Annotated in this window: 20 protein-coding genes and 1 pseudogene; 15 read left to right on the forward strand and 6 right to left on the reverse strand. The window is 73.9% G+C overall.

What is annotated here, in order from left to right; all coding sequences use genetic code 11:
* Positions 1-190: 190 nt before the first annotated feature.
* The 7 genes from AB0D10_RS15050 to AB0D10_RS15080 all read left to right on the forward strand — a co-directional run bounded on the left by AB0D10_RS15050 (position 191) and on the right by AB0D10_RS15080 (position 6,003).
* Positions 191-1,354, forward strand: coding sequence for an extracellular solute-binding protein (locus tag AB0D10_RS15050; protein WP_360255785.1), 1,164 nt, complete (start codon positions 191-193; stop codon positions 1,352-1,354).
* Between the two features lie 6 nt (positions 1,355-1,360).
* Positions 1,361-2,335 carry an ABC transporter permease subunit gene (locus tag AB0D10_RS15055; RefSeq protein WP_360255787.1) on the forward strand — a complete coding sequence of 325 codons (975 nt, stop codon included), beginning with the start codon at positions 1,361-1,363 and terminating at the stop codon, positions 2,333-2,335.
* A 65-nt stretch (positions 2,336-2,400) separates the two neighbouring features.
* Entirely contained in the window at positions 2,401-3,144 is a 744-nt protein-coding gene (locus AB0D10_RS15060) for an ABC transporter permease subunit (protein WP_360256013.1), read from the forward strand.
* Between the two features lie 54 nt (positions 3,145-3,198).
* Positions 3,199-4,284, forward strand: a complete 1,086-nt coding sequence (locus AB0D10_RS15065; protein WP_360255789.1) for an ABC transporter ATP-binding protein — start codon at positions 3,199-3,201, stop codon at positions 4,282-4,284.
* Positions 4,285-4,334: 50 nt separating this feature from the next.
* The gene (locus AB0D10_RS15070; protein ID WP_360255791.1) at positions 4,335-5,069 is read left to right on the forward strand and encodes an HAD family phosphatase; all 735 of its coding nucleotides are present in this window, start codon (positions 4,335-4,337) and stop codon (positions 5,067-5,069) included.
* Between the two features lie 7 nt (positions 5,070-5,076).
* Positions 5,077-5,397: a multidrug efflux SMR transporter gene (locus AB0D10_RS15075; RefSeq protein WP_360255793.1), complete on the forward strand. Its 321-nt coding sequence runs from the start codon at positions 5,077-5,079 to the stop codon at positions 5,395-5,397.
* Positions 5,398-5,511: 114 nt separating this feature from the next.
* Complete coding sequence (locus tag AB0D10_RS15080) at positions 5,512-6,003, forward strand: hypothetical protein (protein WP_360255795.1); 492 nt, start codon at positions 5,512-5,514, stop codon at positions 6,001-6,003.
* A 139-nt stretch (positions 6,004-6,142) separates the two neighbouring features.
* On the opposite strand, the gene AB0D10_RS15085 is transcribed toward AB0D10_RS15080, so the two are convergent.
* The 3 genes from AB0D10_RS15085 to AB0D10_RS15095 all read right to left on the reverse strand — a co-directional run bounded on the left by AB0D10_RS15085 (position 6,143) and on the right by AB0D10_RS15095 (position 8,162).
* Positions 6,143-6,658 carry a pyridoxamine 5'-phosphate oxidase family protein gene (locus tag AB0D10_RS15085; RefSeq protein WP_360255797.1) on the reverse strand — a complete coding sequence of 172 codons (516 nt, stop codon included), beginning with the start codon at positions 6,656-6,658 and terminating at the stop codon, positions 6,143-6,145.
* Between the two features lie 167 nt (positions 6,659-6,825).
* Positions 6,826-7,494 (reverse strand): phosphatase PAP2 family protein, encoded by a 669-nt coding sequence (locus AB0D10_RS15090; protein ID WP_360255799.1) that lies wholly within the window; start codon positions 7,492-7,494, stop codon positions 6,826-6,828.
* Complete coding sequence (locus tag AB0D10_RS15095; protein WP_360255801.1) at positions 7,494-8,162, reverse strand: DedA family protein; 669 nt, start codon at positions 8,160-8,162, stop codon at positions 7,494-7,496. The genes AB0D10_RS15090 and AB0D10_RS15095 overlap by 1 nt, the downstream gene beginning before the upstream one ends.
* A gap of 170 nt (positions 8,163-8,332) precedes the next feature.
* Between AB0D10_RS15095 and AB0D10_RS15100 the strand changes: the two genes are divergently transcribed.
* The 3 genes from AB0D10_RS15100 (at position 8,333) to AB0D10_RS15110 (ending at position 11,490) form a co-directional block, all read left to right on the forward strand.
* The gene (locus tag AB0D10_RS15100) at positions 8,333-8,788 is read left to right on the forward strand and encodes a BlaI/MecI/CopY family transcriptional regulator (protein WP_360255804.1); all 456 of its coding nucleotides are present in this window, start codon (positions 8,333-8,335) and stop codon (positions 8,786-8,788) included.
* Complete coding sequence (locus tag AB0D10_RS15105; protein ID WP_360255806.1) at positions 8,785-9,903, forward strand: M56 family metallopeptidase; 1,119 nt, start codon at positions 8,785-8,787, stop codon at positions 9,901-9,903. Before AB0D10_RS15100 ends, AB0D10_RS15105 begins: the two co-directional genes overlap by 4 nt.
* A 147-nt stretch (positions 9,904-10,050) precedes the next feature.
* A complete protein-coding gene (locus AB0D10_RS15110) occupies positions 10,051-11,490 on the forward strand; it encodes a GAF domain-containing protein (RefSeq protein ID WP_360255809.1) in 1,440 nt (479 codons plus the stop codon).
* 23 nt (positions 11,491-11,513) lie between these two features.
* Here AB0D10_RS15110 and AB0D10_RS15115 read toward each other — a convergent pair whose 3' ends face one another.
* Positions 11,514-12,014: an SsgA family sporulation/cell division regulator gene (locus AB0D10_RS15115; RefSeq protein ID WP_360255812.1), complete on the reverse strand. Its 501-nt coding sequence runs from the start codon at positions 12,012-12,014 to the stop codon at positions 11,514-11,516.
* Between the two features lie 331 nt (positions 12,015-12,345).
* Between AB0D10_RS15115 and AB0D10_RS15120 the strand changes: the two genes are divergently transcribed.
* The 4 genes from AB0D10_RS15120 to AB0D10_RS15135 all read left to right on the forward strand — a co-directional run bounded on the left by AB0D10_RS15120 (position 12,346) and on the right by AB0D10_RS15135 (position 16,827).
* Positions 12,346-13,626 carry a hypothetical protein gene (locus AB0D10_RS15120; protein WP_360255815.1) on the forward strand — a complete coding sequence of 427 codons (1,281 nt, stop codon included), beginning with the start codon at positions 12,346-12,348 and terminating at the stop codon, positions 13,624-13,626.
* Between the two features lie 201 nt (positions 13,627-13,827).
* On the forward strand, positions 13,828-15,153 hold the full coding sequence (locus tag AB0D10_RS15125) for a TerD family protein (RefSeq protein WP_360256016.1): 1,326 nt from the start codon (positions 13,828-13,830) through the stop codon (positions 15,151-15,153).
* Positions 15,154-15,279: 126 nt separating this feature from the next.
* A complete protein-coding gene (locus AB0D10_RS15130; protein ID WP_360255817.1) occupies positions 15,280-16,245 on the forward strand; it encodes an SGNH/GDSL hydrolase family protein in 966 nt (321 codons plus the stop codon).
* Positions 16,246-16,338: 93 nt separating this feature from the next.
* A complete protein-coding gene (locus tag AB0D10_RS15135; protein WP_360255819.1) occupies positions 16,339-16,827 on the forward strand; it encodes a GNAT family N-acetyltransferase in 489 nt (162 codons plus the stop codon).
* Between the two features lie 21 nt (positions 16,828-16,848).
* Here the strand turns inward: AB0D10_RS15135 and AB0D10_RS15140 are convergent, their stop codons facing one another.
* Positions 16,849-17,541 (reverse strand): RraA family protein, encoded by a 693-nt coding sequence (locus AB0D10_RS15140; RefSeq protein WP_360255821.1) that lies wholly within the window; start codon positions 17,539-17,541, stop codon positions 16,849-16,851.
* A gap of 159 nt (positions 17,542-17,700) precedes the next feature.
* On the opposite strand from AB0D10_RS15140, the pseudogene AB0D10_RS15145 reads away from it, so the two are divergent.
* A pseudogene (locus tag AB0D10_RS15145) lies at positions 17,701-18,291 on the forward strand (Uma2 family endonuclease); the annotation flags it as partial.
* Between the two features lie 72 nt (positions 18,292-18,363).
* Here the strand turns inward: AB0D10_RS15145 and AB0D10_RS15150 are convergent.
* The gene (locus AB0D10_RS15150) at positions 18,364-19,293 is read right to left on the reverse strand and encodes a proline dehydrogenase family protein (RefSeq protein ID WP_360255823.1); all 930 of its coding nucleotides are present in this window, start codon (positions 19,291-19,293) and stop codon (positions 18,364-18,366) included.
* Positions 19,294-19,415 lie beyond the last annotated feature (122 nt).

A 19,415-nucleotide genomic window follows, 5' to 3' on the forward strand; every position in this document is an offset into this window, starting at 1 on the left:
CCCGGTTCCGGGCCGTCCGTTCACCTTCCCGTCACCGGACTCCGGCGTACTTACCCCCGTCAGCGAAGTTGGCTAGTCAACTCGGACGGTTCCGAACAGCACCGAAGCGTGGACGACTCCGGACCGCCACTCGCCAGATCCCCCGATCGAGACGCCCACTCGCAGTTCCCCCTTCTCAGGAGACTGACCCGTGTCCGTGCACCGCGCCCGTACCGCCGCCTTCGCGGCCGTCCTGACCGCCGCCGCGCTCTCCCTCACCGCCTGCGGTTCCGCCGGCTCCTCCGCGAAGTCCGGCGACGCCGCGGGTGGCAAGAGCGCCAAGACCGCCACCTCGGTCGCCGACTTCGGCGGCATGGACGGCCTGGTCGCCGCCGCCAAGAAGGAGGGCAAGCTGCACGTCATCACGCTGCCGCGCGACTGGGCGAACTACGGCAAGCTGATGGACGACTTCAAGGCCAAGTACGGCATCGAGATCGAGGACGAGAACCCGGACGGCTCCAGCCAGGACGAGATCAACGCGGTCACCTCCCGCAAGGGCCAGGACCGCGCCCCCGACGTCGTCGACCTCGGCTCGGCCTTCGCGCTGAGCGCCGCCAAGCAGGGCCTGCTGGCCCCGTACAAGGTGACCGACTTCGACAAGATCCCGGCCACCATGAAGGACGCCGACGGTCGCCACTACAACGACTACGGCGGCTACATGTCGATCGGCTGCGACGCCAAGAAGGTGTCCGTCTGCCCGAAGACCTTCGCCGACCTGCTGAAGCCCGACTACAAGGGCATGGTCGCCCTCAACGGCAACCCGACCAAGGCCGGTGCCGCCTTCGGCGCCGTGTACGCGGCCGCGCTCGCCAACGGCGGCTCGCTGGACAACATCCAGCCCGGCATCGACTTCTTCGGCAAGGTCAAGCAGGCCGGCAACTTCAACCCGGTCGAGGTCACCCCGGCGACCATCGAGAAGGGCGAGACCCCGATCAGCATCGACTGGTCGTACCTGAACGCCGGCTACGCCGACAAGTTCAAGGACAAGGGCATCGACTGGCAGGTCGCCATCCCCTCGGACGGCTCCTACGCGCAGTACTACAACCAGGCCATCAACAAGGACGCCCCGCACCCGGCGGCCGCCCGCCTGTGGGAGGAGTACCTCTACAGCGCCCAGGGCCAGAACGGCTTCCTCGGCGGCTACGCCACCCCGGCGCTGTTCGACGCCATGAAGACCGCCGGCACGCTGGACGCGGCCGCCGCCGCCAAGCTCCCGCCGGTCGAGAAGCCCTTCACCACCTTCCCGACCCAGGACCAGACGGACGCGGCCAAGAAGACCGTGACCGAGAACTGGGCCAAGGCGATCGCGGGCTGACCTGAGATGACCACGGCTCCCACCCCGGTGCCGGCCTCCGCCTCCGCCGCCCAGAGCGGCGGGGGCGACCCCGGCCCCGTCTCCCCCACCACGACCCGGGCCCGCACGGCCAAGGCCCCCCGCCCCGGCAGGCGCCGGACCGGCGGCCGAGCCTGGCTCGCCGCCCTCCCCCTGCTGCTGTTCTTCCTGATCGGCTTCGGCCTGCCCGCCGTCGCGATCGCCATCGGCGCGTTCACCACCTCCTCGGACGCGCCCGACGGCGGCGGCACCTTCACCACCGACAACCTCACCGGTTCCCTCCAGGGCGCCTACTGGACGGCCCTGTGGGGCAGCGTGAAGCTCTCGCTGCTGACCGCGCTGATCGCCACCGTGGTCGGCCTGCCGCTGGCCCAGGCCGTGGCGACCTCCCGGTTCCGGGTGTTCCGCGAGGCCGTGATGTCGGCCTCCGGCGTGCTCGCCAACTTCGGCGGCGTACCGCTCGCGTTCATGTTCGTCGCGACCCTCGGCAACTCCGGCGAGGTCACCAAGAAGCTCGGCCTGACCGCGCACGGCTGGAGCCTCTACACCTTCTCCGGCCTCTCGGTGGTCTACCTCTACTTCCTGGTCCCGCTGATGGTCATCACCATCACCCCGGCCCTGGAGGGCCTGCGCGTCCAGTGGCGCGAGGCCGCCTACAACAACGGCGCCACCTCGCTACAGTACTGGCGGCACGTCGCGCTGCCGGTCCTGCTGCCCTCACTGCTCGGCGGCTTCGTGCTGCTGTTCGGCGCCTCCTTCGCCGCGTACGCCACCGCCGAAGCCATGGTGGGCAGTTCGGTGCCGCTGATCTCGATGCAGATCGGCGACGCGCTGTCCGGCAACGTCCTGGTCGGCCAGGGCAACCTCGCCCTCGCCCTCGGCCTCGACATGATCGTGGTCGCCTGCCTGGTGATGGCCGTCTACCTGCCCCTTCAGCGCCGGAGTGCCAAGTGGCTCGCCTGATCGATCGCATCCGTTTCGGCCGCGGCCTGGTCCTGCTGCTCTGCGGCGTCTACTTCGCCGTGCCGATGGCCGCCTCGCTGTGGTTCAGCGTCGACGACAACAAGGGCGGCACCACCTTCCGTGCCTACACCGAGCTGCTGAACGCCCCCGGCTTCACCGACAGCCTGGTGCTCAGCCTCGAACTGGCCGGCGTCACCGTCGCGGTGCTGCTGCTCCTGCTCGTCCCGGCGATGCTCGCCGCCCGGCTCGGCGCGCCCAGGCTGCGCCCGGTGATCGAGGTGATGTGCTCGATGCCGCTGGTCGTCCCCGTCGTCGCGCTCACCACCGGCATCATCGGCGTGCTGCGCTGGGGCCCGGACTACCTGCAGGACACCCCGCTCTTCCAGACCATCGTGGCGATCCAGGACCCGGCCTTCCCGATCGTCCTGGTCATCGCGTACGTGCTGATGGCTCTCCCCTTCGCCTACCGGGCGATCGACGCCGGACTGCGCGGCGTGGACGTCGTCACCCTGGTCGAGGCCGCCCGCAACTGCGGCGCGGGCTGGCTGCGCGCGGTGTTCACCGTCGTCCTGCCGAACCTGCGCAGCGCGCTGCTGAACGCGGCCGTGCTCACCGTCGCCCTGGTGCTCGGCGAGTTCACCACCGCCTCCATCCTCGGCTTCGCCCCCTTCTCGGTGTGGATCAACTCCAACGGCAAGAGCGACGGCCAGATGTCCGTCGCGGTCTCGATGCTCAGCCTGCTGATCGTCTGGCTCGTCCTGCTGCTGATGTCCGCCGTCGGCCGCGGCCGCAAGACCGCGCGCTCCTGAGCGCACCGCCCGTACGGTCCTGAACCACCCCACGCTTTCCAGGAGTCACCAGCCATGACCACGGCCCCCGCCCCCGTCACCGGCGTCGCGCTCGCCCCCGGCAGCGCCACCGTCGAGTTCCGCTCGCTGCGCCGCTCGTTCGGCGCCACCACCGCCCTCGACGGCCTGGACCTCACCGTCCACCCGGGCGAACTGCTCGCCCTGCTCGGCCCGTCCGGCTGCGGCAAGACCACCGCGCTGCGCATCCTGGCCGGCTTCGAGCAGCACGACTCGGGCGAGGTCCTGGTCGACGGCCAGGACATCACCGCGATCCCCGCGCACAAGCGCGACGCCGGCATGGTGTTCCAGTCGTACAGCCTCTTCCCGCACCTGACCGCGCTGGACAACGTCGCCTTCGGGCTGCGGATGCGCGGCACCGGCAAGGCCGACCGCCGCAAGCGCGCCCTGGAACTGCTGGAGCTGGTCGGCCTGCCGCACCGCGCCGAGCACTACCCGCACCAGATGTCCGGCGGCCAGCAGCAGCGCATCGCGCTCGCCCGCGCCCTCGCCCTGCAGCCGCGCGTGCTGCTGCTCGACGAGCCGCTGTCGGCGCTGGACGCCAAGGTCCGGCTGCAGCTGCGCGAGGAGATCCGGCGCCTGCAGCAGGAGCTGGGCATCACCACCCTGTTCGTCACCCACGACCAGGAGGAGGCGCTGTCGATGGCCGACCGGGTCGCGGTGCTGCGCGCGGGCCGGCTGGAACAGTGCGCCACCCCGTCCGAGCTGTACGGCCGGCCCGCCACCGCCTTCGTCGCCGAGTTCGTCGGCACCATGAGCCGCATCCCGTGCACCCGCACCCCGGACGGCGTCGAGGTGCTCGGCCGCCGCCACGCCGTGGACGGCGGGATCCCGGCCGACGGCGAACTGCACGTGCTGGTCCGCCCGGAGAACGTCTCGCTGGCGCCAGCCGAGACCGGCCCCGCCCTGGTGGTCTCCGCGTCCTTCCTGGGCGCCGTCACCCGGCTCACCGTCCGCCTCGACGACGGCACCGAGGTCAAGGCCGACCTGCCCACCGAGGCCACCGCCGCGCTGCCGGCCGGCTCGCGCGCCGAGCTCACCCTGCCGGAGCGCCCCGTGCCGGTGGACCGCCGCCCGGCCTGAGAGCCTTGCACGTCCCTGCTCCGACCCTGAGAACCGCCGAAGGTACCGCCATGCCTGAATCCGTACAGCCCGAATCCGTCCCGTCCGAGTCCGGACAGCCCGAGTCCGTACAGCTTGGGACCGCCCTGCCCGCCGCCGTCCTCTTCGACATGGACGGCACCCTGGTCGACACCGAGCAGCTGTGGTGGCAGACCGCCGCCGAGATCGCCGAGGAACTCCACCACCCGCTCACCGACCGGGACGCCCCCGAGGTGCTCGGCCAGGCCGTCGAGCACACCGCCGCCCACCTCCACCGGGTCAGCGGCACCACCCTCAGCGAGGCCGAACTCGCCGCCCGGCTCGGCGAGTCCTTCGCCGGCAAGGTCGCCGCCGAGACGGTGCCCCGCCCCGGCGCGCTCGCCCTGCTGGCCTCGCTGCGCGACGCCCGGGTGCCCACCGCACTGGTCTCCGCCTCCCCGCGCCGGGTGGTCGACCTCGTGCTGTCCGCCATCGGCCGGGACTGGTTCGCCGTCACCCTCGCCGCCGAGGACACCCCGCGCACCAAGCCCGCCCCCGACCCGTACCTCGCCGCCGCCGAACTCCTCGGCCTCGACCCGGCGCTCTGCGTCGCCGTCGAGGACACCCCGACCGGGGTCGCCTCCGCCGCCGGGGCCGGCTGCGCCGTGCTCGCCGTGCCGTCCACCGCGACGCCGATGCCGGACGGGGAGCGGATCACCCTGCTCGCCAGCCTGGAGCAGGCCGACCTCGTGCTGCTCGGGAAGCTCACCGCCGCTCCGGCGGTTTGATCCCGACATGCCCTACGTCCTGCTCGCCCTCGCCATCCTGAGCGAGGTCTGCGCCACCAGCTGCCTCAAACTCACCGAGGGGTTCACCCGCCTCTGGCCCAGCATCGGGGTCGGCATCGGCTACGCGCTCTCGTTCTACCTGCTCGGCCGCGCGCTCAAGCACATCCCGGTCTCGGTCGCCTACGCGGTCTGGTCGGGGGCCGGCACCGCGGCGGTCGCCGGGATCGGCGTGGTCGCCTTCGGGGAGTCGCTCGGGCGGCTGCAGTGGCTGGGGCTCGCACTGGTGATCGTCGGAGTGGTCGTACTCAACCTCAAGGGCAGCCACTGACCACACCGGCCCGACGAACCGTCAGTTCGCGCAACAGCTGCTCAACTCACCTGCCGGAGCGGGAAGTCGGACTGGCCGACTTCCCGCTCCGGGCCGTTCGCTACGGTGTCCCCCATGACGGACCCCCGGCCCCACCACTACCGCTTCGTCCACCGCGAGCTCGCCCGCCAGGTCCTGGAGTTCGGCCCGCGCGTGGCCACCCCGGCACCGGACGGCGGCAGCCTGCTGCCCGTCGTCACCCGGATCTGGGACGACCTCGGCCGAACCCTCCCGCCCGAGGAACGACTGCCCGCCCACGGCCTCGACTGCCGCCACCTGTCGGTCGACGGCCACCCCATGCTGCTGGTCACCCTCCCCACCCCGGTCGGCGCCACCGAGGCCCACTTCGCCGCCGCCGTCCACCCCCGGGGCAGCAAGACCGTCCGCTACGTCACCCTGGAACACGCCTTCAGCCCCTTCGACGGCAGCCCCGGCACCGTCCTCGGCGAGTGGACCGCCGAGAGCCACCTCAACCACGGCCAGGGCCCCTCCCCCGTCGCCGAACTCTTCGCCGCCTCGGTCGTCGGCCTCGTCACCCCGAAGAAGCGCAGCTTCTGGCGCCGCTGACGCCACCACTCACCCCACGACAGGGTCAGGAACCACCCGGAGCCTCCGAGCGGATTACGCCGCACGGAGCGACCCGGAGACGCTGCCGACATACGAGCAGATCCGCGCGATGCCCCCGACGGCAGCAGCCCGGAGCCGCCTACGAGCGCGCCACCCGGGCCCGCAGGTAGTTGCGCCGGCCGAAGTTGGGCTCGTCGACCGCCGTCAGTTCCTCCACCTGGAAGCGGTACAGCGCGGCCGCGCCGCCGCCGGTGAGGAACTGCCGCCGGATGTCCTCGTCCTGCGCGAAGGACGGGTAGCGCCCCTGGTACGCGGCCAGCGCCGCCTCGGCCTGCCGGCCCCAGGCTTCGCCCGCGCTGCCGGTCAGTTGCAGGCCGCGCAGTTGTTCGCCGAAGACCGGCGGCGGCAGGAAGACGGTGGCGGCGGCCCGGGCCTCCTCGGCGAGGTGGTGGCTGTGCCGGGTGGAGCGCTCGCTGACGAAGTAGAGGACGAGGTCGTCGTCGTACGCGAAGAAGGCCAGGTTGGCGTGCGGTCCGTGCTCGTGGCCGGCGGTGGCGAGGGTGAGCACCATGGCTTCCGCGAGCAGGCCCTCGACGCCCTTGTGCAGTAGGTCGCCCGGCCAGTCCCCCTGCGTGATGTCGAGTCTGTACGGCATTCGGCACTCCCCTCCGCTGGCACGCCCGGCGCCCTCGCGCCCCGAGCACGACTGAGCCGGGCGGGCACCTCCTGCGGAGGCCCCACGCCCGGCTCACATGCTCTACCCGACACCCCGGCCGAACAAGGGTTGCGGAACGGGTGGCGCCGACGGCGCCGGTGTCGGTGTCAGCGCTGCTGCGCCTCGTAGCCCGCGTACCCGCGGCTGACCAGCGGCGGTTCGCCCGGCCCGAGCAGCGGCCGCAGCGCGCCGGTCCGCATCCGGTCGACCAGTGGCCCGCAGCGCCCGGCGACCGGTGCGAGCAGCACCGCGGCCAGCAGGCCGACGAGCGCGCCGACGGCCACGTCGTGCGGGTAGTGCACGCCGACCCAGACGCGGGAGGCGGCCATCAGCGCGGCGAAGAGGACGGCCACCAGTCCGAGCCTCCGGTTGACGAACCAGAGCGAGACCGCGGCGGCGAAGGCGATCACCGAGTGGTTGCTCGGGAAGGACCAGTCCCCGGTGCCCGGGCAGGTCTCCAGGGAGACGCTGCCGGGGATCTGCGCGCAGGGCCGGACCTCTTCGACGAGGCCCTTGAACACGGAGTTGACGCCGTACGCGACGACCACGATCACCGGTGAGGCCAGCACCTTGGCCATCACCGCGGAGTCGGCGCCGCGGGCCCGCCACCACGCCCAGAGCATGAAGACCGCGAACAGCCCGAGGCCGATCGCCGACCAGACCTTGATCAGCTCGTCCAGCCAGTGCGGGGCCGACTGCGCCCACCCGTTGACCCGGGTGTAGAGGCTGCCGTCGATGCCGCTGCCGTCGTAGACGGCCAGGGCCCGGGAAGGCATCACGCGTCACCTCCGTGACGTGGCGCCTTACGGGCGCGAAACAGTTCGAGAACAATGGGGAGCACGGAGACAACTACTACCAGACCGATGACGGGCAGCAGATATCGGTCGATCCCGGGTACGGACGATCCGAGCGCGTACCCGGCGAGCACCACGCCGACGGTCCAGAGCGCACCGCCGGCGACCTGCCAGAGGGTGAACGAGCGGACCGGCACCTCCAGCACGCCGCACAGCGGATTCAGCACCGTTCGGACCACGGGGATGAAGCGGGCGAGCACGATCGCCTTGCCGTGGCCGTACTTCGCGAGCAGTTCCTCGGCCCGTTCGGCGCCCTTGAGCAGGCTCTTCCGCTTGGTGCGGCGCAGCAGTGCCCGGCCCCCGCGCCGGCCGATCAGGTAGCCGACCTGGGCTCCGGCCAGGGCTCCGACCAGGGCGGCGGGGATCACCTGCCACAGTTCCAGCTGCGGCCCGCGGGTCGCGCCGGGCACGCAGAGCAGTCCGGCGGTGAACAGCAGCGAGTCGCCGGGCAGGAAGAAGCCCACGAGCAGGCCGGTCTCGGCGAACAGCACCGCGGCGATGCCGAGCGCGCCGAACGCGGCGAGCAGTGAGGACGCGTCCAGCGGGTTCACGGCGAGGTGAACGGCCGGATCGACGGGGAACTGGAGCAAGGCTGGCGGACCTCCCGTACGTTGGAGGGCGGTTCCCGACGGGGCCGCCCGGACCGGCCGGTGCACGGTGGTCCGCCGGGGCCGGCTGTTCACGGCAGGACCACCCGGACCGTCTACAGTAACGTAGACGGTCTACATGACTGTAGACGAAAACTGGAGGAACCGCCGCCATGTCCGACGTACCGCCCGCCCGCCGGCCCGCCGGGGAGCTGGAGGCCGAGGTGCTGGCCGCCCTCTGGTCGGCCCGGCAGCCGATGACGCCGCAGGACGTCCAGACGGCGCTCGGCGGGGACCTCGCCCGCACCACCATCGCGACGATCCTGGCCCGGCTGCACGACAAGGGGACGGTCGAGCGCACCCGGGCCGGCCGCGCCTACGCCTACACGCCGACCGTCCAGGACACCGCCGGGCTGGCCGCCCGCCGGATGCACACCGAACTGGGCCGCGAGGCCGACCGCTCCACCGTGCTGGCCCGCTTCGTCTCGGACCTCTCCGCCGAGGACGAGCAGTTGCTGCGCGCACTGCTCGGCGACGGCACCGAAGCCCCCGGCGCCTCGGCGGACGGCCCGGGAGCCATCGGCGACGGCCACCCGCGACCGGGCGCCCGGGGAGCGGCCGGCCGATGATGCTCGCCGTCTGGGCCCCGCTGCTGCTGCCCTTCCTGGCCGCGCCACTGGCCCGCCGCCTCGCCGAGGCGCTGTCGCCGCGGGCCGCCGCCTGGATGCTGGCCGGCAGTGCCGCCGTCCTGGCCGGCGGCACCCTCTGCTCGCTCGGCCTCCTCGCCGCCGCCGGCCTGCTCCAGTTGCCGCCGGTCGCCGCCCTCGGCCACCTCTCGCTGCGCTGGCTCACCGCGGCCGCGCCGGACGCCCCGCTCGCCGCGGCCGCGGCCGCCTTGACGCTGGTGGCGCTCACCGCGCTGGCGGTGCGCACGGCCCGTCGCCGCCGGCTGGAGCTGCGCACGGCCCGGGCCGCCCTCCCGCCCGGTGACCAGCATCCGGACATGCGCCCCCCGCACGTCACCATGCGCCGGGCGCGCACCCCGGAGTGCCCCGCCGTCCCGCCCCGGTCCGCCAGGGCCGCACTCCCCGCCCTCCTGCGGCCCGTCGGCGCCGCGCTCGGGACCCTCCTGCGCCCCGCCGAACCCCCGCTCGCCGTCCTGGACGACGAGCGTGCCGACGCCTTCGCCCTGCCCGGCCGCCTGCCCCGCCCCGGCCGCCCGGGCGAGCCCGGGCGGATCGTGGTCACCGCCGGCATGCTGCGCGCCCTCAGCGGGCCGGAGCGCTCCGCGCTGCTCGCCCACGAGCGGGCCCACCTGGCCGCCCGCCACCACGTCTTCCTCGCCTTCGCCGAGCACGCCGCCCACGTCCACCCGGCCCTGCGCGCACTGCGCACGCCCCTCGGGTACCACCTGGAGCGGTGGGCCGACGAGGTGGCGGCCGCCCGGGTCGGCGACCGCACCGTGACCGCGCGCGCCGTCGGCCGGGCCGCCCTCGCCGCGAGCCGTTCGCCCCGGCCGGACCGGCCCCGGCTGGCCCCCGCCGCCCACTCCGGGCCGGTCCCGCGCCGGGTGGCCGCACTGCTCCAGCCCCGCCCGGCCACCACCCCCGGCACCCGGCTGCGGGCCGTCGCCCTGGCGCTGGCCGTCTGCCTGGCGCTGAGCACCGGCGCCACCCTGGAGGCCACCGCCGACCTGCACCACACCGTCGAGGCCGCCCAGCAGGGCGCGGGAGCGCAGCACTGAGGCCCTCCGCACCCGGGGCCGCCCCCGTCCGTACCGTCCGGTATGCCGAGTTGGCAGACCCCGTCCCCACGGACCCGGCTCACCCGTACGCTTTCGTCAGCGCGTCGGCCCCGGCGCGACCTCGAACGGCGGCGAGGAGCGGACCGAGTGCGGCAGACCGGACGGCAGTCCCGACGACCAGAGCGCCGCACCCCGCCCACCGCGACGGAGCTGGCCAAGGTCCACGAGCGCACGCTCGCCGACGCCGCCGCCCGGGAGCTGGGCGGGCCCGCCGTCCCCGAGGAGGGCGGCGCCCCCGGCCTGCTCCAGCCGCGCCCCGAGATCGGCGACTCCTGGGCCCGGCTGCGCCGGCTCGGCCTCGACCCGGACACCGGCGCCGCGACCGCTCTGCTCGGCCCGGGCGAAATCGAACAGCGCCGTCGCACCAGCGGGCTTGACGCAGTCATGCCAATATTGCGCCAGACCCTGCTGGAACCCACCGACGCGCTCCCGCTGATCCTCGCCATCGCCGACTCCGAGGGCCACGTGCTCTGGCAGGAGGGCGAGCGCGGACTGCGCCGCAGCGCCGACCGGATCGGTTTCATCCCGGGCGCCCGCTGGATCGAGGAGAGCGTCGGCACCAACGGCATCGCCGTCGCCCTGCGCGCCAGACGCCCGATGCACGTCCACTCCGCCGAGCACTACCTGCGCAGCCACCACTCCTGGACCTGCGTGGCCGCCCCCGTGCACGACCCCGGCACCGGACAACTGGTCGGCGCCGTCAACCTGAGCGGCCCCGCGCACAGCATCCGCCCGTACCTGCTCCAGCTCACCGCCACCGCCGCCCGGCTCGCCGAGACCGAGCTGCGCGCCCACCGGCTGGAGGCCCTGCACCAGCTGCGCACCCTGGCCGCCCCGCTGCTCGCCCGGGTCGGCGGCCCGGCCCTGGTGGTGGACGCGGCCGGCTGGACCGCCGCCGCGGCCGGACTGCCGCCGCCCAACCGGCTGCGGGTGCCCAGCGAGGGCTGGGCACCCGCAGCCGTGCACTGGGTGCCCGGCCTCGGCGAGTGCGTCCTGGAACCGCTCGCCGACGGCTGGCTGGTGCGCCCGGTCCGGCCGCCCACGGAGGACGACTCCGGCACGGTGAGCACCGAACAGGCCGAGGGCGCCGGGCTCCGGCTCGACCTGCGCCGGGCGGACCGCCCCGAGCTGTCCGTCCGCGGCGCGGCCGACAGCTGGTCCCACCCGCTCAGTCCGCGCCACGCCGAACTGCTGCTCCTGCTCGCCACCGGGCGCGAGGGCAGCACCGCCGCCCAGCTCGCCGAGGCGCTGTTCGGCGACGCGGGCCGGACGGTCACGGTCCGCGCCGAACTGTCCCGGCTGCGCCGCTACCTGGGCGGCCTGCTGGCCCACCGGCCGTACCGGATCGCCGAATCGGTGCTGGTCACCGTGGACGGGCCGGACGACCCGTACGACCTGCTGCCCGCCTCCTCGGCCCCGGCCGTCCGGAGGCTGCGGGCCGCGCTGGCGGCGGGGACGGTGCGACTGCCCGGCGCGGTGCCCGTCCCACCGCCGCGCACGCCCGGGGAGGCCCCGCGCGGCTGCTGAGGCCCGCCGCCGGTGGCCGGCCGTCAGCCGCCCGCGAGCAGTGCGGCCAGGTCGGCGTCACTGGGGCCGCAGTCGCGCTCCCGCGCCTCGGAGACCAGCACGTAGGTCCGGTCCAGCCAGGCCTGCACCCGGGGCTTGGGGGCCTCCAGCAGGGCACTGCCGTGGGGCGATTCGAGCGCCAGGTGCAACGTCGAGCCGTGGCACGGACAGTACGCCGGCCACAGCTTGACGTCGCCCTGACCGCTCAACGTGCGCAGGCCGTCGCGCAGCAGTTCGCGCGAGAACACCCAGTCGGCCTCGTCCGGCCGCCCCAGGTGGAACGTCAGCAGCACCTCGTACGGGTGGGCGGCGTCGAACCGGAACCGGGTGCGCACCTCGCCGACCACCTCCTCGCCCAGCGAGATCCGCAGGGTCAGCACCTCCTCCACCGCCGCCGGAGCGGCGGTGGAGCCGTCCCCATCGCCGCCCGTGGGGGTGGCGGCGATGGGTGCACTGGAGGCTGCGGACAGCGGGTCGGGCGGCATGACGGTCTCTCCGGGACGGCGTGGGATGTCCTCAGCCTGCGCCACGGTGTGCCGGGTGGGCAAGGGTTGCAAGGGGGTTGCAATAACCCCCGTCCGGGGCAACCGCCCCTTACCGCTCTTGTCGGACGGAACGTCAGCTTCCGCACATCGAACGGATGTCCACGAAATGGATGGAAACCGTCCACGGTACGACCCCCCGCTGGTACGCTCTCCCCCTTCCCCGGCGCGGGCCCGCGGCGGAGACCGGCCCCCGGCGGCCGGAGCCGGGCCCGGCGGCAGCGCGTGGGAGAATACGGCGACGCGACGGCGACTTCGGGGAGGGAGGGGTCCGGTGGCTGTGCGCGAGGACACCGCGCTGGACGTTCGGCACGAGCCCGAGCGGCACAACCGGCACGGTCGGCCACGCCCGTTCGGCGGCCGCCTGCGACTCCCCACCCTGCGCTTCTCCGGCGCCGCGATGGCGATGTCCACCGTGGTCGGCATCAGCATCGCCACCACCCTCCTGCTCAACGAGCAGCAGGGGATCGGCCGTCGGGCCGGCGTGGCCCGGGTCGGCTCGACCCCGCCGCCCACCCCGGGCGCCACCGACCAGGCCGAGGCGGCCTCCGACCGGACCCCGACCACCACCCCGGCCTCCGGCGGGCCGTCCACCGCCCGGCAGCCGGCGCACCCGTCGACCCACCCCACCGGGGCCGCGCCGGTCGCGGCCACCCCGCCCGCCGACCACCCGACCCACCCGGGCACCCCCCTCGCGGCCCCGACCGGTGGCCGGAGCGCGGCGGACCAGGACGCACCGCCCTCCGGCACCCAGCTCGCGGGCACCGAACCGGGCGCACCGGCTCCGGCCGGGCCCTCGCCCGCCGCCCCGACCCCGCCCACCGACCAGCCCACCGGACAGCCCACCGGCGGCCACTCGCCGAACCTGCCCGGCATCAAGCCCACCGCGCCCACCAGCCCCGTCCCGCCGCCCACCGGGACCGGCCCGGGCACCGGCGGGTCCCCGGACGGCCAGTCCCCGACGGACCCGGACGGCGGCACCGGCACACCCGGCCCCGGCGCGCCAGGCTCCGGCACGCCCGACCCCGGCGCGCCCACGGGCACACCCGTCCCCGACCCCGGCACCCCGGACCCGGACACCGACCACGCCCTGTCCGGCGCCGCCCTGGTCGCCCCGCTGGGCCGCGACGGCCTGCGGCACGAACTCGGCCTCACCGTGACCGAGCCGGTCACCGCCCTGCAGACCGAGTTCCGGCTCGTCCCCGGCGACGCGGCAGCCGGTACCGGCACCGCCTGGACCGACCTGCCCGGAGCCGTGGTCACCGTCCTGCAGGAGCGCGGCACGCTGGTGTACCGCTTCACCACGCCGCCGGGCACCGACGTCCGGCCCGGTCACTACACCTTCGGCGTGCGCGGGGCCCGTCCGGCCGCGGCCGACCCGTCCGCGGTCCGCAAGTCGGCCGGGGCGGAGAGCTGGAGCGCCTCCGCCTTCGCGCTCGACCGGCCGCGCGCGGTGGCCGCGCTCGGCGGCTTCGGCCCCACCCCGGCGACCGATCCGGTGCCGCCCGCCGCTCCCCAGGACCCCGGCGGCCCGGCGGCCCCCGCACCCCGCTGAACACCCCGGCCGCCGGGCGGACACGGCCGCCCTCCGGCGGTATGTCGCGACAACGTTCCGACTGTCCGACAGCTGACGTGCCCGGACGGGCGCATCCCCGCACCCTCGTTCGTTACTGTGGGCAGCACCCGGCCGGGCGCCCCAACGGCCCCTGACCGGGGCTGTCGTTCCGCACCCGAGGAGGAGTCCGTGTCCACCGTCCTGACCCAAGGCGGCAACGCACCGCTGACCGCCGCGCGAGTGACCGTCGAGGTCACCGCGCCCAAGGCGCTGGACGTCTCCGGCCTGCTGCTGACCGACGCCGGGAAGGTGCGCTCGGACGACGACTTCGTCTTCTTCAACGCCCCGAACGGCCCCGGCGTCAGCCACCGCCCGGCCACCGCCGGCGCTCCCGACGCGATCACCGTCGACACCCGGGCCGTCCCGGCGGACATCACCAAGATCGTGGTCACCGCCAGCCCCGCCGACCAGGTCTCCACCTTCGCCGGGACCGAGCCCACCGCCACCGTCCGCGACGCCGACAGCGGCGAGGTCCTGGCCACCTTCACCCCGCCCCGGCTCGGCCTGGAGACCGCGCTGATCGTGGTCGAGGTCTACCTGCGCAACGGCGCCTGGAAGGTCCGCGCGGTCGGCCAGGGCTACGCAAACGGCCTCGCCGGCATCGCCACCGACTTCGGCGTCAGCGTCGAGGACACCCCGGCCCCGGCCGCCCCGGCCCGGAACGCCCCGCAGGCCCCGGCGGCGCCGCCCGCCCCCGTCGCCGCCGCGCCGGCCCCGGCCGACCCGACCCTCCAGCTCCCCTCCCCGCCGACCGCTCCGCCGGCGCCCCCCGCGGCTCCGCCCGCCACCACCCCGGTCGACCCGCGGATCGCCCTCACCACCGGCTCGCACCCGATGCCCCCGGTCCCGCCCGCACCGCCCGCCGCTCCCCCGGCCCCGGCCGCGCCCGCGAAGATCACCCTGGACAAGGGCCGGGTCAGCCTGGTCAAGGGCAGTTCCGTCTCCCTGGTCAAGAACGGCCGCCCCTTCCTCTCCTCCGTCCGGATGGCACTCGGCTGGGAGCCCGCCGCCCGCGGCCGCAGCGTCGACCTGGACGCCTCCTGCCTCGCCTTCGACGCCCGCCACAAGCGGCTGGAGACGGCCTGGTTCATGAAGCTGAACATCTTCAACGGCGCCATCGCCCACTCCGGCGACAACCTGACCGGCGGCGGCGACGGCGACGACGAACTGATCACCGTCCACCTGGAGGGCCTGCCGGCCGAGGTCCACGGGCTGGTCTTCGTCGTCAACTCCTTCTCCGGCCAGAAGTTCACGGACGTCAAGAACGCCTACTGCCGCCTGCTGGACGCCGGCACCAACGAGGAACTGGTCCGCTTCGACCTGACCCACTCCGAACCGCGCACCGGTGTGGTGATGTGCAAGCTGGTCCGCCGCCCCGGCGGCGAGTGGGAGATGACCGCGCTCGGCGAGTACGTCGACGGCAAGACCGCCCGGGCGATGATCGAGCCCTCCGCCGCGCTGCTGTAGCTCCCCGCCGTCACGCCGGCACCCGCGGTTTCACCCTCCTGAGGGATCAAGTCGTCCACACACCGACTCGATTGACTCTCAGGGGGGTGAAACCGCACTCTCCCCCGCACCCGCTGAGGAGAGACCGTGCCCCGCCTCCTGTCCCGCCTCGCCGTCGCCGGCACCGCCGTCGTCCTCGCCGCCGGGCTGACCAGCCCCACCGCCGCGCTTGCCGCCGCCAAGCCCGCCGAACGCGCCCGGGCACTGTCCTGGGTGGCCATGGGCGACTCCTTCACCGCCGGCGTCATCGAGGCCACCGGCGCCGAGACCGAGCCCCGCGACGGCTGCGCCCGGACCGTCGAGTCCTACCCCGAGATCATCCGCCGCGACCTCGGCGCCCTGACCGACCTGCGCAACGTCAGCTGCAGCGGCGCCACCACCGAGAACGTCCGTGCCACCAAGCTCTCCCCGCTCGGCCGCCCGCTCCCACCGCTCGGCACCGACCCGAACGCCCCCTACCCGCCTGTCCCGCCGCAGATCGACTCCGCCGGCCCGGACACCGACCTGATCACCGTGGGCGTCGGCGGCAACGACCTCGGCTTCGGCCAGATCCTCCTGGACTGCATCGAACTCGGCGCCACCCACCTCGGCCAGGGCACCCCCTGCAAGGACAAGTACGACACCCAACTGCCCAGCCGGCTCGGCCAGTTGCGCACCGACTACGCCGCCATGCTCACCGCGCTCCAGGCGAAGGCCCCGTCCGCCAAGGTGATCACCGTCGGCTACCCGCACCTGATCCCCGAGGACGCCACCCACTGCCAGTACGGCAACCTGCTGCATTTCGCCACCGTCACCACCGGCGACCTCGCCTGGGCCCGCACCGCGATCCTGGAGCCGCTCAACGCGGTCATCGCTCGAAGCAGCACCGACCACGGCGACACCTTCGTCGACCTCTACCCCGCTTCCGCCGGCCACAGCGTCTGCGACCCCGACCACTGGCTGGACGGCATCCTGACCAGCGTCCTCCCGCTGCGGTACGGACTGGTGCACCCGAACGCCCGGGGCCAGGCCGGCGCCGCCGCCGCGGTCGAGCGCGCCGTCCTCGGTGGCTGACCGGAAACCGGTGGCCAGAAGACCGGCGGCCAGAAGAGCGGCGGCCGGAAAAACCGCTGGCCCGCCCGGTCCGCCGCGGGCCATCCTGAGCGGATGATCATCCGCGAAGCCACCCCCGAGGACTGGCCGGCCATCTGGCCGTTCTTCCACGCCATCGTCGCCGCCGGCGAGACCTTCCCCTACCCCCTCGACATGACCTCCGAGCTGGGTATGGAGTGGTGGATGCACTCGGCGCCCGACCGGACGGTGGTCGCCGTCGGCGAGGACGGCACGGTCGTCGGCACCGCCACCATGAACCGCAACCGCCCGGGCAACGGCGGGCACGTCGCCAGCGCCAGCTACATGGTCGACCCGGCCCACCACGGCAAGGGCATCGGGCGGGCCCTGGTCGAGCACACCCTCGACTGGGCCCGCCGGGCGGGCTTCCGCGCCATGCAGTTCAACGCGGTGGTCGCCAACAACCACCACGCCGTGAAGCTCTACGAGTCGCTCGGCTTCGAGGTCGTCGGCACCGTCCCCGAGGCCTTCCACCACCCGGTCGACGGCTACGTCGGCCTGCACGTCATGTACCGGCCCCTGTAAGTCGCCCACCCGGCAGGCCGGTTACTCCTCGATCGCCCCGCCGACCCGTCGCAGGTGCTGCCGGAAGCTGTACGACGGGTCCGCGGCCCGCCGCTCCAGGAACTCCTCGAACCCGGTCTGCTTCCGCAGCGTGTCCCCGGCGGCGATCCGCGTGGCCTGCGCCCGTTCGGTGACGGCGATCCCGGCGGCCGCCGCCAGAACCTCCTCGACCCGGTCGGCGGGCACGAACAGCACCCCGTCCGGGTCGGCGAGGACCACGTCCCCGGCGGTCACCGTGTGCGGCCCGACCCGCGCCGACAGCAGCGCCTCCGGCTCCCGCCCGTCCAGCCGCAGCGGCCCCAGCGGCAGCGCACCGTAGCTGAAGACCGGCAGCCCGATCTCCAGCAGCTCGGGGGTGTCCCGGTGCAGCCCCCACACCACGATCCCGGCCACCCCGGCGGCCCGCGCCTCCAGCACCGCGAGGTCCCCGATGCAGGCCTCGTCCGTCCGCCCGCCGTTGTCGATCACCAGCACGTCCCCGTCCCGGGCGGCGCCGTACGCCTCCAGGAACACGTCCACGCTCCCGTAGTGCCGCACCGGTAGCGCCCGCCCGGCCACCCGCGCCCCGGCCACCACCCCGACGACCCCCGTCGGCGCCGCCCGCAGTTCCACCCCGAGCCGCACGCACGCGTCCGCCACCAACGGCGTGGACAGCCCTTCAAAACCCTTCAGCATCCCCAACTCCTTCCGATGAAAGCCCAGTTCAGCCCAGTTCACCAGAACCGAAATCCTCTGCCCGGCCCTGAACTCACACCATCGAGTGAAGGTCGGCCGTGTACTGCAGAACCCGTCCCGGCGACGAATAGCGTGACGCCCATCCGAAGGAGGGGCATCATGAGTGCTGTGGCGCATGAGCAACCGATCGCGGACTCCCCGTCGCAGGCCGACATCCTGCTGGAGAGCTTCCTGAGCCTGCACTCCCCCGAAGGCTTCCGAGCCGAGCTGATCGAGGGAGAGATCATCGTGGCACCACCGCCGGACGGCGATCACGAGGACTGAATCGACTTGCTGATCGACCAGGTGAGAGCGAAGTCCAAGGTCCACATGCAGGTCTCCGGCGGCAAGGGCCTACGTCTGGTCAGCGGCGGACTCTGTCCGAAGAACCACGTCATCCCGGACGCAACGTTCGCACCCCGAGAACTCCGCCACTTCCGGGGCGCCCCGCCGTGGATGGAGCCCGACGGCGTCGCCATGGTGGCGGAAGTGACCTCGGCCAAACCCGACCAGGACCGCATCACCAAGCGGCACTGCTACGCCCGGGCCGGCATCCCGCTGTACCTCCTCATCGACCGGGAGAAGTCGCAGATCAGCCTCTTCGGCAAGCCGCATCGCGACGAGTACACCGAGGTCCACCTCGCCGCCTTCGGCGAGCCCCTCGCCCTCCCCGCCCCCTTCGAGTTCGAGCTGGACACCAAGGACTTCCTCCAGGGAACGCCGAACGGCCCGTACCCCCTCCCACACAGGGGGTACGAGCCGTTGGTCGTGGCGCCGGCCGCGTCAGCCGCGGGTGGCCATGGCCCGCAGGAAGAAGGTCAGGTTGGCCGGGCGCTCGGCGAGGCGGCGCATGAAGTAGCCGTACCACTCCTGGCCGTACGGGAGGTACACGCGCATCGTGTTGCCCTCGCCGGCGAGGCGCAGCTGCTCCTCCGGGCGGATGCCGAACAGCATCTGGTACTCGAAGGAGTCCCGCTTGCGGCCGTTCCACTCGGCCAGCTGGCCGGCGATCTTGATCATGTTGGGGTCGTGCGAGGCGATCATCGGGTAGCCCTCGCCGGCCATCAGGACCTTCAGCGCGCGGACGTACGCGAGGTCGACCTCGTGCTTGCCCTGGAAGGCGACCGACTCGGGTTCCTTGTAGGCGCCCTTGCACAGGCGCACGCGCGAGCCGGCGCCGGAGAACTCGCGGCAGTCGGCCTCGGTGCGGCGCAGGTAGGCCTGGAGCACGACGCCAAGCCAGGGGAAGTCCGCCCGCAGCTCGCGCGCGATGGCGAGGGTGGAGTCGGTGGTGGTGTGGTCCTCCATGTCGAGGGTCACCGTGGTGCCCGCGTCGGCGGCGGCCTCGCAGATGCGGCGGGCGTTCTCCAGCGCGATCTTCTCGCCGTCCACCGGGAGGAACTGGCCGACGGCCGACAGCTTGACCGAGACCTCGGAGCCGGCCGCCAGGCCGGTCTCCTTGAGGGCCTTGAGGAGGTGCTCGTAGGCCTCGGCGGTGCCGGCGGCCTGGGAGGCGTCCTGGGTGTCCTCGCCGAGGTGGTCCAGGGTGACCTTGCGGCCGGTGGCGACCAGGTCGTCGCAGGCGGTGACGGCGTCGTCGAGGGCCTCGCCCGCGACGAAGCGCTCGACTATCGCGTGGGTCGGGGGGAACTTCTCGACCACGGTGCGGACCTGCGGGGACCGGGAGGCCGCGAGAAGGGCGGAACGGAGCATCGTGAACTCCTGGAGCTGATGTTTCCAAGGGTGGCAGAAGGGCCGGGGCGGCGGTACGGGGGTGGCCCGCCGCCCCGGCGGGCGACGCCCGGCTGCGGGGCCGGGCGTCGCGGGTGACCGGT

The sequence above is a fragment of the Kitasatospora sp. NPDC048545 genome, assembly GCF_040651155.1.
In the GTDB taxonomy this organism is placed as follows: Bacteria; Actinomycetota; Actinomycetes; order Streptomycetales; family Streptomycetaceae; genus Kitasatospora.

Bases quoted from the DNA above. Each gene is read 5' to 3' on its own strand.
- AB0D10_RS15055 (WP_360255787.1), top strand. From the start codon at position 1,361: ATGACCACGGCTCCCACCCCGGTGCCGGCCTCCGCCTCCGCCGCCCAG.
- AB0D10_RS15060 (WP_360256013.1), top strand. From the start codon at position 2,401: ATGGCCGCCTCGCTGTGGTTCAGCGTCGACGACAACAAGGGCGGCACC.
- AB0D10_RS15065 (WP_360255789.1), top strand. From the start codon at position 3,199: ATGACCACGGCCCCCGCCCCCGTCACCGGCGTCGCGCTCGCCCCCGGC.
- AB0D10_RS15070 (WP_360255791.1), top strand. From the start codon at position 4,335: ATGCCTGAATCCGTACAGCCCGAATCCGTCCCGTCCGAGTCCGGACAG.
- AB0D10_RS15075 (WP_360255793.1), top strand. From the start codon at position 5,077: ATGCCCTACGTCCTGCTCGCCCTCGCCATCCTGAGCGAGGTCTGCGCC.
- AB0D10_RS15080 (WP_360255795.1), top strand. From the start codon at position 5,512: ATGACGGACCCCCGGCCCCACCACTACCGCTTCGTCCACCGCGAGCTC.
- AB0D10_RS15085 (WP_360255797.1), bottom strand. From the start codon at position 6,658: ATGCCGTACAGACTCGACATCACGCAGGGGGACTGGCCGGGCGACCTA.
- AB0D10_RS15090 (WP_360255799.1), bottom strand. From the start codon at position 7,494: ATGCCTTCCCGGGCCCTGGCCGTCTACGACGGCAGCGGCATCGACGGC.
- AB0D10_RS15100 (WP_360255804.1), top strand. From the start codon at position 8,333: ATGTCCGACGTACCGCCCGCCCGCCGGCCCGCCGGGGAGCTGGAGGCC.
- AB0D10_RS15105 (WP_360255806.1), top strand. From the start codon at position 8,785: ATGATGCTCGCCGTCTGGGCCCCGCTGCTGCTGCCCTTCCTGGCCGCG.
- AB0D10_RS15115 (WP_360255812.1), bottom strand. From the start codon at position 12,014: ATGCCGCCCGACCCGCTGTCCGCAGCCTCCAGTGCACCCATCGCCGCC.
- AB0D10_RS15135 (WP_360255819.1), top strand. From the start codon at position 16,339: ATGATCATCCGCGAAGCCACCCCCGAGGACTGGCCGGCCATCTGGCCG.
- AB0D10_RS15140 (WP_360255821.1), bottom strand. From the start codon at position 17,541: ATGCTGAAGGGTTTTGAAGGGCTGTCCACGCCGTTGGTGGCGGACGCG.
- AB0D10_RS15150 (WP_360255823.1), bottom strand. From the start codon at position 19,293: ATGCTCCGTTCCGCCCTTCTCGCGGCCTCCCGGTCCCCGCAGGTCCGC.